This is a genomic window from Magnetospirillum sp. SS-4 (assembly GCF_902729425.1).
GTDB lineage: Bacteria > Pseudomonadota > Alphaproteobacteria > Rhodospirillales > Magnetospirillaceae > Phaeospirillum.
Genome location: NZ_CACVCH010000125.1, coordinates 1 through 15,953, shown reverse-complemented (window position 1 = coordinate 15,953; position 15,953 = coordinate 1). Strand labels below are relative to the sequence as shown.

The window sequence follows — 15,953 nt, the reverse complement described above, 5'->3', positions numbered from 1 at the left end:
CCTGTCGGTTTGATTTAATGCACTATAGCACCGCGCACCCCGACCTTAGAAGCATTATAATGCATGAAGGCGCACGGCGGATACCTTCAGTTCCGGAATCTTGGCGACCGGGTCCAGCACCGGATTGGTGAGCATATTGGCGGCGGCCTCGCCATAGCAGAAGGCCATGAACACCAGTCCGCGGGGCAGGCGGGCGTCGGCGCGGGCCATGGCCTCGATCGCGCCGCGCCGGCTTTCCATGCGCGCCATCCCCCCCTCGGCGATGCCCAGCGCCCGCAGGTCGTCGGGATTGACGGTGATCTCGGCCTCGGGCCTGAGCGCGTCCAGCACCGCCGAGCGCCGGGTCATGGAGCCGGTGTGCCAGTGCTCCAGCACCCGGCCGGTGGTGAGGATGAAGGGATAATCGGCGTCGGCCAGCTCGGCCGGCGCGATGCCCGAGGCCGGCACCAGACGGGCCTTGCCGTCATCGGTGGGAAAGCTCTCGCCGAACAGGATGGCCTTGCCGGCGGGATAGGTAAGGCCGCCCTCGGTCTCCAGCCGGTCCCAGGTGATGCCGGCCAGCGACGGCATCAGCGCCGCCATTTCGGCGAACACGGCGGCGGGGCCGTCGTAATCCCAGGCCAGCCCCAGACGGCGGGCGATCTCCTGGATGATCCACAGATCCTGGCGGGCGTCGCCGGGTGGGCTCAACACCTGGCGCCCCATCTGGACATGGCGGTCGGTGTTGGTGAAGGTTCCGGTCTTCTCGGCGAAGACGCCGGCCGGCAGAACCACGTCGGCCAGCATGGCGGTCTCGGTCAGGAAGATGTCCTGGACCACCAGATGTTCCAGCTTGGCCAGGGCGGCGCGGGCATGGGCAAGGTCGGGGTCCGACATGGCGGGATTCTCGCCCATCACGTACATGCCCCTGATTCGACCGGCCAGGGCGGCGTGCATCATCTCGACCACGGTCAGTCCGGGATTGGGGTCCAATTCGACGCCCCAGGTGGCCTCGAACCGATGGCGGTGCCCGTCATCGCCGACTCGGCGGTAATCGGGCAGCATCATCGGGATCAGGCCGGCATCGGACGCGCCCTGGACGTTGTTCTGGCCGCGCAAGGGGTGCAGGCCGCTGCCGGGCTTGCCCACATGGCCGCACAGCAGGGCGAGCGCGATCAGGGCGCGGACATTGTCGGTGCCGTGGCTGTGCTGCGACACCCCCATGCCCCACAGGATCATGGCCGAGCCGGCCTTGGCGAACAGCCGGGCCACCTCGCGGATGGTGTCGGCTTCGATGCCGCACAGGGGCGCCATGGCGTCGGGGGCATAGGCCATGACGTGCTCGGCCAGCGCCTCGAAGCCGGTGGTGCGCGATGCGACGAAATCGGCGTCGTGCAGGCCTTCCGCCACGATCACATGCAGCATGGCGTTGAGCAGCGCCACGTCGGTCCCCGACGTGAAGCGCAGGGAATGGGCGGCGAAGCGGTCCAACGCTTGGCCCCTGGGGTCGATCACCACCAGCCGGGCGCCGGTCCTGACCGCGTTCTTGATGAAGCTGGCCGCCACCGGATGATTGGCGGTGGGATTGGCGCCGATCACCAGGATGACCTCGGCGTTGGCGACCTCGGCCACCGGGGCGGTGACGGCGCCCGAGCCGATGCCTTCCAGCAGCGCCGCCACCGACGAGGCATGGCACAGCCGGGTGCAATGATCGACGTTGTTGGTGCGAAAGCCGGCGCGCACCAGCTTCTGGAACAGATAGGCCTCCTCGTTGGAGCCCTTGGCCGACCCCAATCCGGCCAGTTGTTGGTTGTCCCTCAACCGCCGCAGCCCGGCGGCGGCGAAATCCAGCGCCTCGTCCCAACTGGCCTCGCGGAAATGGGAAAGCGGGTCGGCGGGGTCGAGCGGCTCCTTCGGCGCGCCCGCCTTGCGGATCAGCGGCTTGGTCAAACGGTGGCGATGGCGGCCGTAATCGAAGCCGAAGCGGCCCTTGACGCAGAGGCGGAAGTGGTTGGCCTCGCCATCCAGGCCTTCCGCCCGCGCGATGGAATCGCCGTCGACGTGGTAGCGCACCCGGCAGCCCACCCCGCAATAGGGGCACAAACTGTCCACCGCCCGTTTGGCAAGGCGGTTGGAGGCCGGCAGCAGGGCGCCGGTGGGGCAGGCCTGGACGCATTCGCCGCAGCCGACGCAGGAGCTTCGCCCCATGGGCATGTCCTGGTCGAACACGATGCGCTGGCTGCCGCCCCGCCCCTTCATGCCGATGACGTCGTTGCCCTGGATATCGCGGCAGGCGCGCAGGCAAAGGGTGCAGTGGATGCAGGCATCCAGCCTGACCGCGATGGCGGGGTGGCTGCGGTCCTCGGGGATCGCCGGGGCGGGGGTGAAGCGGCTGCCCGTCACCCCGGCCCGCGTCGCCATGCGGCGGAAATGGCTGTCCTCGGGCTGGTCCGCCCACAGCAGCTCGAACACCATCCGCCGCGCCTTGTCTTCCCGCTCGGCATTGGTCGAGACCACCATGCCGGCGGTGGGGAGACGGCGGCAGGACGGCGCCAGGGCGCGCTCGCCCTCGATGGCGACGACGCAGGCGCGGCAATTGCCGTCGGCGTTCAAGCCGTCGCGGTCGCCGTGGCAGAGATGGGGAATCAGCCGGCCCAGGCGCTTGGACACCGCCCAGATGGTCTCGCCGGGTTGGGCCTCGACCTCGGCGCCGTCAAGGGTGAAGCGGGTCATCGGACCACCTCGGGGAAATGGCGGACCAGACTTTGCCAGACATTGGGGGCCGCCTGGCCCAGACCGCAGATGGATGCCTCGCGCATCACATGGGCAAGCTCGCCCAGCAGGTCAATGTCCCAGTCCGGCCGGTCCAGAATCTCCGCCGCCCGCGCCGTTCCCAGCCGGCACGGCGTGCACTGGCCGCAGCTTTCGTGGGCGAAGAAGCGGGCGAGGCCGGCCGCCGCCGCCCTAAGATCGTCGGCCTGGGAAAACACCGTCACCGCGGCCGAACCGATGAAGCCGCCATGGTCCTCGATGGCGCCGAACGCCAGCGGCGGGGTGATGTGGGCCGGCAGGAAACCGCCCGAGGCGCCGCCGGGCAGATAGGCGGCAAGGCTGTGCCCGTCCTCCATGCCGCCGCAGAATTCGTCGATCAGCTCGGTGATGGTGATGCCGTTGGGGGCGATCCTGACGCCGGGATGCTTCACCCGGCCCGACACCGAATAGGCGCGGAGCCCCGAATGGCCGTGGCGGCCGTGGTCGGCGAACCACGCAGCCCCCTTGTCGAGAATCTCGCACACCCAGTAGAGCGTCTCGACATTGTTGACCAGGGTGGGGCGGCCGAACAGCCCGGCCTCGGCCACATAGGGCGGGCGCTGGCGCGGCAGGCCGCGCTTGCCCTCCAGGCTTTCGATCAGCGCCGATTCCTCGCCGCAGACATAGGCGCCGGCGCCGCGCCGCAGGTGAACCGGCGGCAGCCCCGGCGGCAGCGCCGCGATCTCGGCCATCAACTGTGCGCGGATATGGGGGTATTCGTCCCGCAGATAGAGATAGACCGCCTCGGCCTCCACCACCCAGGCGGCGATCAGGGCGCCCTCCAGCACGCGGGCCGGGGCGGTTTCGAGGAAATGACGGTCCTTGAAGGTGCCGGGCTCGCCCTCGTCGGCATTGACCACCACGAAGCGCGGTCCCGGATGCCCCGCCACCGTCCGCCATTTGCGGGCGGTGGGAAAGCCGGCGCCACCCATGCCGCGCAGGCCGGCGGCCTCCAGCTCGGCCTGCGCCGCCTCGCGGTTCAGGCCGCCTGAACGGCAGCGGCCGAGCAGGAGATAGCCATGGCCGGAGGCGGTTGCCGTCCGCGGGGTCTCCACCAGGATCGCCGGGGCGTGGTCGCAGCGTCCCAGGCAGGGGTGATCCTCGACATGGGCCTTGGCCGCCCAGTCGCACGCCACGATCGCCGCGCCCCGCATCTCGCAGGCCGGGCCGCGACAGACCCGGACCACCGCTGCCGGCGGTGCCTCGTCCTCCTTCAGCAGGCGGAAATGGGCGTAGAAGCTGGCGGTCTCGAACACCTCGGACGGCGCCAGGGCGAACTCCGCCGCCAGCGCATCGAGATCGCGGGGATACAGCCCGCCATGGCGGTCCTGGAGGTCGTGCAGGCGTTCGATCAGCAGATCACGGGGCGGCATGGGCTCTCCGGGGCTGGTATTTCGTTAAATGGCATCGCCGCGACCCAGGCGGAAGGCCTCACCCATGCCGGCCATGTCCCGCACTCGGGCGGGCGACGCACCGGCTTCCCGCAGGGCGCGCAGCGTCAGCGAACGGTCGCGCTTGGCGTAGCGCCGGCCCTCGGCATCGGTCAGCAGGCGATGGTGGGCATGGTCCGGCACCGGCAGGCCCAGCAGCGCCTGAAGCAAGCGATGGACATGGGTGGCGGCGAACAGGTCCTCTCCCCGCGTCACCAGCGTCACCCCCTGCGCCGCGTCGTCGACGGTGACGGCCAGATGATAGCTGGTGGGGGTGTCCTTCCTGGCCAGCACCACATCGCCGAACAGGTCGGGCCGCGCCTCCACCCATCCCGCCGCGCGGTCGTGCCAGTTCAGCGCGCCGACGCGCTCCGTGGCCGCCGTCATGTCGAGGCGCAGGGCGTAGGCGATGCCGGATTGGATGCGGTCATGCCGTTCCGCTGCCGACAGGGGGCGGCAAATGCCGGGATAGACCGGTCCGTCCGGTCCGTGGGGGGCGTTGCCGGCCTGGACGATGTCCTTGCGGGTGCAAAAGCAGGGGTAAAGCAGGCCGGCCGCCTCCAGCCGTTCCAGGGCGGCGCGGTAATCGTCGAAATGGTCGGACTGGCGGCGCACCGGCTTTTCCCAGTCCAGTCCCAGCCACGCCAGGTCGGCCAGGATGGAATCGGCGAATTCCGGGCGGCAGCGGCTCTGGTCGATATCTTCTATGCGCAGCAGGAACCGTCCGCCGGCCCGCATGGCCTCGCCGTGGGCGAACAAGGCGGAATGGGCGTGGCCGAGGTGAAGCTCGCCGGTCGGGCTGGGGGCGAATCGGGTGACGATCACGGCAATCGCAATGTTAGAGTTGGTGTAAGCGACGCGACCATATCATAGTGGCCGATCAGTTCGAATTCTCCAGGAGCCCCCATGCCCCCCAAGCCAGAATCCACCCTGACCGGTCCTTGCGTCGAACCCGCCTCGGGCGGGCCGGCGGCGCAACTGGTGGTGCTGCTGCACGGGGTCGGGGTCGATGGCGGCGACCTGATCGACCTGGCGCCATTCTTCGCCAACATCCTGCCCGATGCCGCCTTCGTCGCTCCCGACGCGCCCCAGGAATTCGACATGGCGCCTTTCGGCCGCCAGTGGTTCAGCCTCCAGGACCGGACCGCCAGCGTCATCGCCGAGGGGGTGCGCCGCACCGCGCCGCTCTTGAACGCCTATCTCGACGAGCAACTGGCCTTGTGGGGCGTGGCCGACGCCGACATGGCGCTGGTGGGATTCAGCCAGGGCACCATGATGGCGCTGCATGTGGCGCTGCGCCGTCCCCGGCCGCCGGCGGCGGTGGTGGGCTTTTCCGGCGCCCTGGTGGACGCCGCCTCGCTGGCCGGCGAGATTTCCGCCAGGCCGAGGGTGCTGCTGATCCACGGCGAGGATGACGAGGTGGTCAACCCCGCCAGCCTGCCCACCGCCGAGCGGGCGCTGGCCGCGGTGGGGGTGCCGGTGCTGACCGAACTGCGCCCCGGCCTCGGTCACGGCATCGATGGTCCCGGCGCCAAGCTGGCGCTGAAATTCCTGGGCCAGACCTTCGGATTGTGACGGGGCCGCCATGACCTTTTCCTCCGTCGCCTTCGTCGCCGCCGAATCCGACGCCGCCCAGGCGGCCATGCGTCGGCTGGAGAGCCGCTACGACCATGTGGACCCGGACCGGGCCGATCTGGTGGTGGCGCTGGGCGGCGACGGCTTCATGCTGGAGACGCTGCACCGTTTCGTCGGCCGCCGCATTCCCATCTATGGCATGAACCGGGGAACGGTGGGCTTCCTGATGAACAGCTTCCGCGAGCACGGCCTGATCGAGCGGCTGTCGCGCGCCCAGAAGGTGATCTTGCATCCGCTGCGCATGATCGCCCGCACCAGCCAGGGCGAGCAGGTCGAGGCCCTGGCCATGAACGAGGTGTCGCTGTTGCGCGAAACCCGGCAGGCCGCCAAGCTGCGCATCCGCATCGACGGCAAGGTGCGGCTGGACGAACTGGCCTGCGACGGCATCTTGCTGTCCACCCCGGCCGGCAGCACCGCCTACAACCTGTCGGCCCACGGTCCGATCATTCCGCTGGGGGCCGGCATCACCGCCCTGACCCCCATCAGCCCGTTCCGGCCCAGGCGCTGGCGCGGCGCCTTGCTGCCCCATACCGCCACCGTGATCTTCGAGGTGCGGGAAGCGGCCAAGCGTCCGGTCAGCGCCGTCGCCGACTACACCGAGGTGCGCGACGTGGCCGAGGTCGAGGTGCGCGAGGACCGTTCCATCGATCTGGCGCTGCTGTTCGACCCCGAGCACAATCTGGAGGAACGCATCATCGCCGAGCAGTTCCTGCCGTGATCTCCCATCCCGGCGGGGCTGTCCGCCGGGATGGGAGCCTGTCCTACTTCTTCCGGGGCTTGGGTTTGGGCTTGGCGGCGGCGGCGCGGTCGATGGATTCCTGAATGATGGCGGCGGCCTTCTCCGGCCCGCCCCAGCCCTTCAACTGCACCCACTTGCCCACTTCCAGGTCCTTGTAGTGGACGAAGAAGTGTTCGATCTGCTGTACCAGGATCTTGGGCAGATCCTCGTAGGTGGTGACGCCGTCGTAGAACGGATGCAGCTTGGTGTGGGGAACCGCCAGGATCTTCTCGTCCATGCCGGCCTCGTCCTCCATCAGCAGCACCCCGATGGGGCGCGAGCGCATCACCGCGCCCACCGCCACCGGCACGCTGCCCACCACCATGACGTCGACCGGATCGCCGTCCTCGGACAAGGTGTGGGGCACGAAGCCGTAATTCACCGGGTAATGCATGGCGGTGTTGAGGAAGCGGTCCACGTACATGGCGCCCGATTCCTTGTCCACCTCGTACTTGACCGGATCGCCGCGCAACGGAATTTCGATGATCACGTTGACGTCGCGGGGCGGGTTCTTGCCGATGGGAATCTTCTTGATGTCCATGTCTGCTGTGTATCCCTAGTCAGAAAGGGCGCTCTCCGGCGCCGTGAAGGCATAGCCCAGGTCGCGGGCCACCGCCGCATGGGTGACGTGGCCGCGATGAACGTTGAGGCCCGCGCGGAAATGCGGGTCCTCGGACAGCGCGCCGGCAAGGCCCTTGTCGGCCAGGGCCAGCACGAAGGGAAGCGTGGCGTTGTTGAGCGCGAAGGCCGAGGTCCGTGCCACCGCGCCCGGCATGTTGGTGACGCAGTAATGCACCATGCCTTCCGCCACGAAGGTGGGCGCGGCGTGGGTGGTGGGCCGCGACGTCTCGAAACAGCCGCCCTGGTCGATGGCCACGTCCACCAGCACCGAGCCCTTGCGCATGGCCGCCACCATCTGGCGGCTGACCAGTTTCGGAGCCGCCGCGCCCGGTACCAGCACGGCGCCGACCAGCAGGTCGGCCTCCAGTACGTGGTGCTCGATGTTGTCCATGGTGGCGTAGGCGGTTTCCACCGTGTTCAGCAGCAATTCGTCGATATGGGCGAGCCGGGCCAGCGAGCGGTCGAGCACCACGACGCGGGCGCCCAGGCCGACCGCCATGCGGGTGGCGTTGGACCCGACCACGCCGCCGCCCAGCACCACCACCTTGGCCGGCGCCACCCCGGGCACGCCGCCCAGCAGCACGCCGGCGCCGCCTTGCTCCTTTTCCAGGCAATGGGCGCCGACCTGGATCGACATGCGCCCGGCCACCTCGGACATGGGCGCCAGTAGCGGCAGCCGTCCGGCGGCATCGGTGACGGTTTCGTAGGCGATGGCGCTGATGCCCGATTCCACCAGGGCACGGGTCTGGGCAGGGTCGGGGGCCAGATGCAGATAGGTGAACAGGATCTGGCCGTCGCGCAGCAGCGGAAATTCCGAGGGCTGGGGCTCCTTGACCTTGACCACCAGATCGGCGGCGGCGAACACCTCGGCGCCGGTTCCGGCGATTTCGGCTCCGGCGGCCAGATAGGCGGCATCGGAACAGCCGATGCCGTCGCCGGCCCCGGTCTCCACCACCACCCGATGGCCGCGATGGGCCAGTTCGCGCACCGAACCCGGAGTCAGCCCGACCCGGTATTCGTGCGTCTTGATCTCCCTGGGAACGCCCAGCCGCATGGACATATGGCCTTTGGAATGATTCCTGGGTCAAGCATGACCCCTTGGGGGCCGGGTTTCAACCCGTCTCCGGCGCAACTCTCTCCTGCTGGCGCATCAGCCATGGCAGCAGCAGCAGCGCCGGCACGGTGATCACCGTGGTCATCAGGAAAAAATCCACCCAGCCCAGCATGTCGGCCAGCTTGCCGCTGGTGGAGGCGAACAGGGTGCGGCCGACGGCGGTCAGCGACGACAGCAGGGCGTATTGAGTGGCGGTGTAGGCGACGTTGCACAGGCCCGAGATATAGGCGACCAGGGCCGATCCGGCCATGCCGGCGGTCAGGTTCTCGGCGAAGACGCACACCGCCAGCGCCCAGACATTGTGTCCGGCCAGCGCCTGGACCACATAGAACAGATTGCCCAGCGATTGCAGGATTCCGAAGATCAGCAGCGCCCGCATCACCCCGAGACGCGCCACCAGGGCGCCGCCGATCAGGGTGCCGAGGATGGTGGCGCCGAAGCCGAAGACCTTGCTGACATAGGCGATCTCGTCCAGCCCGAAGCCCATTTCGATATATAAGGTGTTGGCCATGGCGCCGGCCATGGCCTCGCCCATCTTGTAGCCGATGACGAACAGCAGTACCGCCAGCCAGCCCGGCCGCGACATGATGTCGGCGAAGGGGCAGACCACGGCGCCGTACAGCCACGCCACCACCTTGGCCCTGGCACCCTTCATATGGGGGCGAGTGTTCAGGAATTCGGCGGCCTTGCGCTCGCGCTCCAGGGTGGCGGCCGAGACCTTGATTTCGGGCTCCGGCCCCAGCAGCAGGGTGACCAGCCCCACCGACAGCAGTGCCGCCATGGTGGCGTAGGCGGCGAACCATCCCCATTGCGAGGCCACCAGCAAGGCGCTGGCGCCAGCGGCCAGCATGGCCAGACGATAGCCGGTCTGCACCGCCCCGGCTCCCGGCCCCTGCTGGCCGGAATCGAGAATCTCGACCCGGTAGGCGTCGATGACGATATCCTGGCTGGCCGACAGGAAGGCCACCATTACCGCCAGCGAGGCGGTCAGCCACAAGTGCTCGACCGGATCGGTGGCCCCCAGCGCCAGGATGGTGACGATCAGCAATACCTGGATCAGCACCCCCCAGCCGCGCCGGCGTCCCAGCGCGCGGGTCAGGATGGGCAGAGGCAGCCGGTCGATCAGGGGCGACCACAGGAATTTCAGGGCGTAGGGGGTGCCCACCAGGGCGAAGATGCCGATGGCGGTGCGCGAGATGCCTTCCCCCTTCAGCCAGGCCGACAAGGTGGAAAAGGTCAACAGCAAGGGCAGGCCGCTGGAAAATCCCAGCAGCAGCACCATCATCACCCGCCGATCCAGGTAGGCGGCGAAGGATGAAGCCCAGCCGGTCATGGAGCCATCCTGTTTGCAAAGGATTGATCGCGACGCGCATCATGACCACTAGATGATGTCGCCGCCTCCGTCCAGTGGCAAATGCCCCGGTTCCGGACGCCAGACCAGTTGCCGTTGGCGCGGCGGTGCCGTATAGGGTTGGGGCATGGCAACCGCCGAGGACAACGACAAGAAGGCCGAACGCCTGCGCCGCGCCCGCGACCTGATGGCGCCGCGTGGCGGCGGCGGCGTGCCTTCGGCTCCGGCCTCGGCACCGGCGGCCGCTCCCGATCCGGCCTCGGCCAGGAGCGGCGGTCTGCTGGAGATGATCGCCGGCCTGTTCCGGGCCAGGCCGGCCGCCGCCCCGTCGTCGTCTCCGGCTCCCGCCGCCGCCGGAATCGAGCCGCCGGCCTTCACCATCATCGTGGCCGCCCTGGTCGGCGACGCCGACGGCGCCGCCGCCGGCTATCTCAACCAGGCGCTGACGGCGCGGCCAACCCTCAAGGTCAAGGCCCTGGGCAAGGTATTCCACCTGGACAATCTGGAGGACCCTTCGCTGGTGTCCTCGGTGGTGCTGAACACCCGCCACGCCGTGGCCGAGGAGGATGCCGACCTGCTGGTGTGGGGGGATTTCGGCAAGGAGGGCTATCGCCTGCGCCTCGCCACCGCCACCACCGACGACGAGCGCGCCGCCGCCTTCGGCCCCTCCACCCGGGTGGAGCTTCCCAAGGATTTCTCCGAGCCGGCCGGAAACCTTCTGTACGCCGCCATCCTGGCCGCCCTCGATCCCGTCACCGAGACCCAGCGCTCGGCGCTGCGCCGACACCTTCCCGCCGCCGCCGCCGCCGCCGAGGCCCTGGCGGCCAAGCCGCCGGTGCAGATGAGCATGCCGCAGCAGCGCTCGGTCCAACTGGTGTTCGGTCATGTGGCCACCGCCGCCGCCCTTGCCGTCCCTCCGGCCGAGGCCGCTTCCTGGCTGGACAAGGCGGTCAACGCCTACCGCCAGGCCCAGCGCCGGCTGGGCCGCGCCGATCCCGGCTGGGAGGCCGGCCTGCTGCACAAGCACATCGCCGCCGCCCTGGCCGCCAAGGCCGAGCGCGAGAAGACCGGCGCCGCGCCGCTGTGGGAAGAGGCGATCAAGGAATGGCGTCAGGCGGTCGAGACCTTGCCGCGCGCCCTGATGCCGCAGGAATGGGCCTCGGCCCAGGTGCGGCTGGGGGTGGGGCTGTACCGGCTGGACCTGCTGACCGGCCAGACCGAATTGCTGCGCGAATCGCTCCAGGCGCTCCAGGCGACGCTTCAGGTCTACTCCCGCACCGAGACGCCGCAGCGCTGGGCCGACATCATGCATACCGTCGCCCAGGTGCTGGAGGTCTACGGCGATCAGGCCAAGAGCGTCGAGGTGCTGAAGCGGGCGGTCGACGCCTGTCATTCCGTGCTGGAGATCCGCACCCGCGAGCGCGGTCCGCTGGCCTGGGCGGCGACCCAGAACACCCTGGGGTCCGCCCTGTTCATGATCGACCGCCACAGCGAGGGCAGCACGGCCCATCTGGCCGAGGCCGAGGGGGTGCTGGGGGCGGCGCTGGAGGTGTTCCAGGCCCATGGCGCCAGGGGGCCGGCCAAGGTGGCGGCCAAGAATCTGGCCCATGTGCGCAAGCTGGCCGAGGCCCGCAAGGCCCGCAAGGGCATCGATCCCCACTGGCTCGACGAATAGCCGTCCCGCTCAGACGTCCTTGTCGGAATCCATCGCCTGGATCACCGCCCGCATGGTCAGGGAATCGACGTTCGGTCCCTGGCGGACCGAGGAAGGGGCCGGCGGTATCGCGACCGGGAAGAACGGGCTGTCCGGCTGGATGGCGGTCGCGAAGGCGGCGGCCGGCAAGGCCGCCCCGATCTCGGCGGCGGCGGCGCTGGCGACCCGGGCCATGGCCTGGGCGGTGGGGGTGTCCGAGGCGGGCATCGCCTTGCCGGGCGGAACCGGGGGCAGGGGCGGGGTGTCGGAACGGGCGCTTTGCCGGTGGGCGTCCTGGTCCGCGGTTTCCGGACGGGGCAGGGGGCGTATCGCCGCCAGATCGACGCGGCGGCTCAGCGCCGGGCGGGAGGCGTCGGCGCCGTCGGGCATCGCGCTCATGAAGCGGGCCTGCACCTTGTCGTAAAGGCCGGCGACGGTCGTGGCCTTGCGGAATATCTCGGGATTGGCCCGCGCCGCCTCGGGCAGCAGGGTCCGGGCGGAATGGCGGGGATTGTCCTCCTTGCCCTCGATGACGCGGGCGGCGCCGCCGGCTCCCAGGAAATGGGCGAGATAAAGGTCGGAGGCGGTGGCGGCCCGGCCCAGCCGGCGCTCCAGCACCCGGGCGTTGTCCCTGGCGTATTCGGCCGCCATCAGCGACGACAGCCCGGGGTCCTTGCGCAGGTCCAAGATGGCCTTGCGGGCCGCCTTGTCGGCGACGTCCAGGCGGCCGTTGGCGCCCTTGACGATGGCGGCGGCCTCGGCCTCCAGGCCATGCCGGGCGCCATGGCGGCGCACCATGTCCATCCAGGTCGACGCGGTGAACTGGAACAGTCCCGATGCCGAGGACTTGGCGTTGCGGGCGTGGGGGTCCAGCCCGCTTTCCTGGGTGGCCTGCGCCAGCAGGTAATCGAACGAGACGCCGGTGCGGGCGGCGGCCTCGCGGATGCCGGAAACCACGCGGCCCGGGCGGGCGGGTTCGGACTGGTCGGTGCGGACGATGTCGGCGGTGGGGGTCTGCATGGGACGCCTCGTCTTCGACGGATGCAGGCATCGTAGCAGATAAAGGTTACCAAGACCCGACTCGTCGCCGGCCGGAATTGGCGGCGAGGGGGCTCGGGCGGGGCGACTCTTTCTCTTGACGGGGGGGCGGTGGATAAATAGGATGCCGCCTTCCTCGGGGGGACCGTTCTCAGGCGTCGGCTTGGTGGCGGTCGCTCCGTGATGTGCGAACCACAATTTCAACGCCGAACGGGTCGGCGACTGGAACCCGAAAGAAACCCCGGTGGAAAGGCTACCGGCGGGTTTTTTCTTGGTTGCGTCGATTCGTGTGAAGGGAAAGTGACTGAATGCCCACGATCAATCAATTGATCCGTAAGCCGCGCCAGCCCGTGGCGGCGCGCAACAAGGTGCCCGCCATGGAGGCCTGCCCGCAGAAGCGCGGCGTGTGCACCCGCGTCTACACCACGACGCCGAAGAAGCCGAACTCGGCGCTGCGTAAGGTCGCCCGCGTGCGCCTGACCAACGGTTTCGAGGTCACCAGCTACATTCCCGGCGAAGGTCACAACCTCCAGGAACACTCGGTTGTGATGATCCGCGGCGGCCGCGTGAAGGATCTGCCCGGCGTTCGCTACCACATTATTCGCGGCACTCTGGATACCCAGGGCGTCAAGGACCGCCGTCAGCGTCGTTCGAAGTACGGCGCCAAGCGTCCGAAGTAAGGAGTTCACCAGATGTCCCGTCGTCACGCCGCTGAAAAGCGCGAAATCACCCCCGACGCCAAGTTTGGCGACTTTGTCGTCGCCAAGTTCATGAACTGCCTGATGCTGGACGGCAAGAAGTCCGCCGCCGAGGCCATCGTCTACGGCGCCCTGGACAAGATCCAGGCCAAGTCCGGCCAGGACCCGCTGAAGGTGTTCCACGAGGCACTGGACAACGTCAAGCCGGCCCTGGAAGTCCGGTCCCGCCGCGTCGGCGGCGCCACCTACCAGGTTCCGGTCGAAGTCCGGACCGACCGCCGTCAGGCGCTGGCGATCCGCTGGCTGATCGAGTATTCGCGCAAGCGGTCCGAGACCACCATGATCGACCGCCTGTCGGGCGAATTGCTGGATGCCGCCAACAACCGCGGTGCCTCCGTGAAGAAGCGCGAGGACACGCACCGCATGGCGGAGGCCAACAAGGCCTTCTCGCACTACCGTTGGTAACATCGAGAATCGAGTAAATTCATGGCCCGCACGACGCCCCTCGACCGGTATCGCAATATCGGCATCATGGCTCATATTGACGCCGGCAAGACCACGACCACCGAGCGTATCCTCTACTACACCGGCAAGTCCTACAAGATCGGCGAAGTGCACGAAGGCACCGCCACCATGGACTGGATGGAGCAGGAGCAGGAGCGCGGCATCACCATCACGTCGGCCGCGACCACCGCGTTCTGGCGCGATCACCGCGTCAACATCATCGACACCCCCGGCCACGTCGACTTCACCATCGAGGTGGAGCGTTCGCTCCGCGTGCTCGACGGCGCCGTCACCGTGTTCGACTCGGTGGCCGGCGTCGAGCCGCAATCCGAGACGGTGTGGCGCCAGGCCGACAAGTACGGCGTGCCGCGCATCTGCTTCGTCAACAAGATGGACCGCATCGGCGCCAACTTCTACCGCTGCGTCGACATGATCGTCGACCGCCTGGGCGCCCGGCCGCTGGTGCTGCACCTGCCGATCGGCGAGGAAAGCAACTATGCCGGCCTGGTCGACCTGGTGCGCAACACCGCGGTGATCTGGAAGGACGAGAGCCTGGGCGCCGAGTTCGAGGATCGCCCGATTCCGGCTGATCTGGCCGAGAAGGCCGCCGAATACCGCAAGCAGCTCATCGAGACCGCGGTCGAGATGGACGACGAGGCCATGGAAGCCTATCTGGAGGGCAACGAGCCCGACGAGGCGACCCTGAAGCGCTGCATCCGCAAGGGCACCATCGCGATGACCTTCGTGCCGGTCCTGTGCGGCTCCGCCTTCAAGAACAAGGGCGTGCAGCCGCTGCTGGACGCCGTGGTCGACTTCCTGCCCTGCCCGCTCGACATCCCGGCCATCAAGGGCGTCAAGTACGGCACCGAGGACGAGATCGCCAAGCACGCCACCGACGACGAACCGTTCGCCGGTCTGGCCTTCAAGATCATGAACGATCCCTTCGTCGGTTCGCTGACCTTCGTGCGCGTCTATTCCGGCGTGGTCGAATCGGGCAGCTACATCCAGAACACGGTGAAGGACAAGCGCGAGCGCGTCGGCCGCATGCTGCTGATGCACGCCAATTCGCGCGAGGAGATCAAGGAAGCCCGCGCCGGCGACATCGTCGCCTTCGCCGGTCTCAAGGACACCACCACCGGCGACACCCTGTGCGATCCGACCCCCAGCTCGCTGGTGGTGCTGGAGCGCATGGAATTCCCCGAGCCGGTCATCGAGGTGGCGGTGGAGCCCAAGTCCAAGGCCGACCAGGAGAAGATGGGCATCGCCCTGGCCCGCCTGGCCGCCGAGGACCCGTCGTTCCGCGTCACCTCCGACGTGGAATCCGGCCAGACCGTGATCAAGGGCATGGGCGAACTCCACCTGGAAATCCTGGTGGACCGCATGAAGCGCGAGTTCAAGGTCGAGGCCAATGTGGGCGCTCCCCAGGTGGCCTATCGCGAGACCATCTCCAAGGCCTACGAGGTCGACTACACCCACAAGAAGCAGACCGGCGGTTCCGGCCAGTTCGCCCGCGTCAAGATCAGGTTCGAGCCCGGCGAGGTCGGTTCCGGTTACGTCTTCGAGAACAAGGTCATCGGCGGCTCGGTTCCCAAGGAATACGTGCCGGGCGTCGACAAGGGCATCCGTTCGGCCAAGGATAACGGCGTCATCGCCGGTTTCCCGCTGATCGACTTCAAGGCGACCCTGACCGACGGCGCCTATCACGACGTCGATTCCTCGGTGCTGGCCTTCGAAATCGCGTCGCGCGCCGCCTTCCGCGAAGGCATCGCCAAGGCCGCTCCCAAGCTGCTCGAACCGATGATGAAGGTCGAGGTCGTCACTCCCGAGGATTACCTGGGCGACGTGATCGGCGACCTCAACAGCCGCCGCGGCCAGGTCAACGACATGGACCAGCGGGGCAATGCCCGCGTCATCACCGCCATGGTGCCGCTGGCCAACATGTTCGGCTATGTCAACACGCTGCGCTCCATGTCCCAGGGCCGGGCGCAGTATTCCATGCATTTCGACCACTATTCGGAAGTGCCGCAGAACGTGTCGGATGAGATCCGCGCGAAGCTGGCCGGCTGAGTTCGACGCTATTCGAGGACGGAGTAAGACACGATGGCTAAGGCTAAATTCGAGCGCAACAAGCCGCACTGCAATGTCGGCACCATTGGTCACGTCGATCACGGCAAGACCTCGCTGACCGCGGCGATCACCAAGATCCTGGCGGAGACGGGCGGCGCCACCTTCACGGCGTACGACCAGATCGACAAGGCGCCGGAGGAGAAGGCGCGCGGCATCACCATCTCGACGGCGCAC

14 protein-coding genes are annotated in these 15,953 nt (G+C 68.4%); 7 read left to right on the top strand and 7 right to left on the bottom strand.

The annotated features are described in order from the left end of the window. Nucleotides 1-54 precede the first annotated feature (54 nt). The 3 genes from fdhF to gluQRS are packed head-to-tail and all read right to left on the bottom strand — an operon-like array spanning nucleotide 55 to nucleotide 5,045. Complete coding sequence (fdhF, locus tag MTBSS4_RS17990) at nucleotides 55-2,712, bottom strand: formate dehydrogenase subunit alpha (RefSeq protein WP_173984751.1); 2,658 nt, start codon at nucleotides 2,710-2,712, stop codon at nucleotides 55-57. Next, on the bottom strand, nucleotides 2,709-4,163 hold the full coding sequence (locus MTBSS4_RS17985) for an NADH-ubiquinone oxidoreductase-F iron-sulfur binding region domain-containing protein (RefSeq protein ID WP_173984750.1): 1,455 nt from the start codon (nucleotides 4,161-4,163) through the stop codon (nucleotides 2,709-2,711). Before MTBSS4_RS17985 ends, fdhF begins: the two co-directional genes overlap by 4 nt. A gap of 24 nt (nucleotides 4,164-4,187) precedes the next feature. Next, nucleotides 4,188-5,045, bottom strand: a complete 858-nt coding sequence (gluQRS, locus tag MTBSS4_RS17980; RefSeq protein ID WP_173984749.1) for a tRNA glutamyl-Q(34) synthetase GluQRS — start codon at nucleotides 5,043-5,045, stop codon at nucleotides 4,188-4,190. An 81-nt stretch (nucleotides 5,046-5,126) separates the two neighbouring features. Here gluQRS and MTBSS4_RS17975 point away from each other — a divergent pair, with 81 nt between their 5' ends. Then, on the top strand, nucleotides 5,127-5,795 hold the full coding sequence (locus MTBSS4_RS17975) for an alpha/beta hydrolase (RefSeq protein ID WP_173984748.1): 669 nt from the start codon (nucleotides 5,127-5,129) through the stop codon (nucleotides 5,793-5,795). A 10-nt stretch (nucleotides 5,796-5,805) separates the two neighbouring features. Continuing rightward, on the top strand, nucleotides 5,806-6,573 hold the full coding sequence (locus tag MTBSS4_RS17970) for an NAD kinase (RefSeq protein WP_173984747.1): 768 nt from the start codon (nucleotides 5,806-5,808) through the stop codon (nucleotides 6,571-6,573). A 43-nt stretch (nucleotides 6,574-6,616) separates the two neighbouring features. Here MTBSS4_RS17970 and ppa read toward each other — a convergent pair whose 3' ends face one another. The 3 genes from ppa to MTBSS4_RS17955 are packed head-to-tail and all read right to left on the bottom strand — an operon-like array spanning nucleotide 6,617 to nucleotide 9,701. Then, nucleotides 6,617-7,174, bottom strand: coding sequence for an inorganic diphosphatase (gene ppa, locus MTBSS4_RS17965; RefSeq protein ID WP_173984746.1), 558 nt, complete (start codon nucleotides 7,172-7,174; stop codon nucleotides 6,617-6,619). 15 nt (nucleotides 7,175-7,189) lie between these two features. After that, the gene (ald, locus tag MTBSS4_RS17960) at nucleotides 7,190-8,308 is read right to left on the bottom strand and encodes an alanine dehydrogenase (RefSeq protein WP_173984745.1); all 1,119 of its coding nucleotides are present in this window, start codon (nucleotides 8,306-8,308) and stop codon (nucleotides 7,190-7,192) included. Between the two features lie 58 nt (nucleotides 8,309-8,366). Continuing rightward, entirely contained in the window at nucleotides 8,367-9,701 is a 1,335-nt protein-coding gene (locus MTBSS4_RS17955; RefSeq protein ID WP_173984744.1) for an AmpG family muropeptide MFS transporter, read from the bottom strand. 145 nt (nucleotides 9,702-9,846) lie between these two features. Between MTBSS4_RS17955 and MTBSS4_RS17950 the strand changes: the two genes are divergently transcribed. After that, the gene (locus MTBSS4_RS17950) at nucleotides 9,847-11,394 is read left to right on the top strand and encodes a hypothetical protein (RefSeq protein ID WP_173984743.1); all 1,548 of its coding nucleotides are present in this window, start codon (nucleotides 9,847-9,849) and stop codon (nucleotides 11,392-11,394) included. Between the two features lie 9 nt (nucleotides 11,395-11,403). On the opposite strand, the gene MTBSS4_RS17945 is transcribed toward MTBSS4_RS17950, so the two are convergent. Next, nucleotides 11,404-12,432, bottom strand: coding sequence for a transglycosylase SLT domain-containing protein (locus MTBSS4_RS17945; protein WP_173984742.1), 1,029 nt, complete (start codon nucleotides 12,430-12,432; stop codon nucleotides 11,404-11,406). A gap of 326 nt (nucleotides 12,433-12,758) precedes the next feature. On the opposite strand from MTBSS4_RS17945, the gene rpsL reads away from it, so the two are divergent. From rpsL to MTBSS4_RS17925, 4 genes are all read left to right on the top strand, one after another. Beyond that, entirely contained in the window at nucleotides 12,759-13,130 is a 372-nt protein-coding gene (rpsL, locus tag MTBSS4_RS17940) for a 30S ribosomal protein S12 (protein WP_008620996.1), read from the top strand. Between the two features lie 12 nt (nucleotides 13,131-13,142). Then, nucleotides 13,143-13,613, top strand: coding sequence for a 30S ribosomal protein S7 (gene rpsG, locus MTBSS4_RS17935; RefSeq protein ID WP_173984741.1), 471 nt, complete (start codon nucleotides 13,143-13,145; stop codon nucleotides 13,611-13,613). Nucleotides 13,614-13,634: 21 nt separating this feature from the next. Continuing rightward, on the top strand, nucleotides 13,635-15,719 hold the full coding sequence (fusA, locus tag MTBSS4_RS17930) for an elongation factor G (protein WP_173984740.1): 2,085 nt from the start codon (nucleotides 13,635-13,637) through the stop codon (nucleotides 15,717-15,719). 33 nt (nucleotides 15,720-15,752) lie between these two features. Continuing rightward, a partial coding sequence (locus MTBSS4_RS17925; protein WP_254432647.1) for a GTP-binding protein occupies nucleotides 15,753-15,953 on the top strand: 201 nt, incomplete at its 3' end.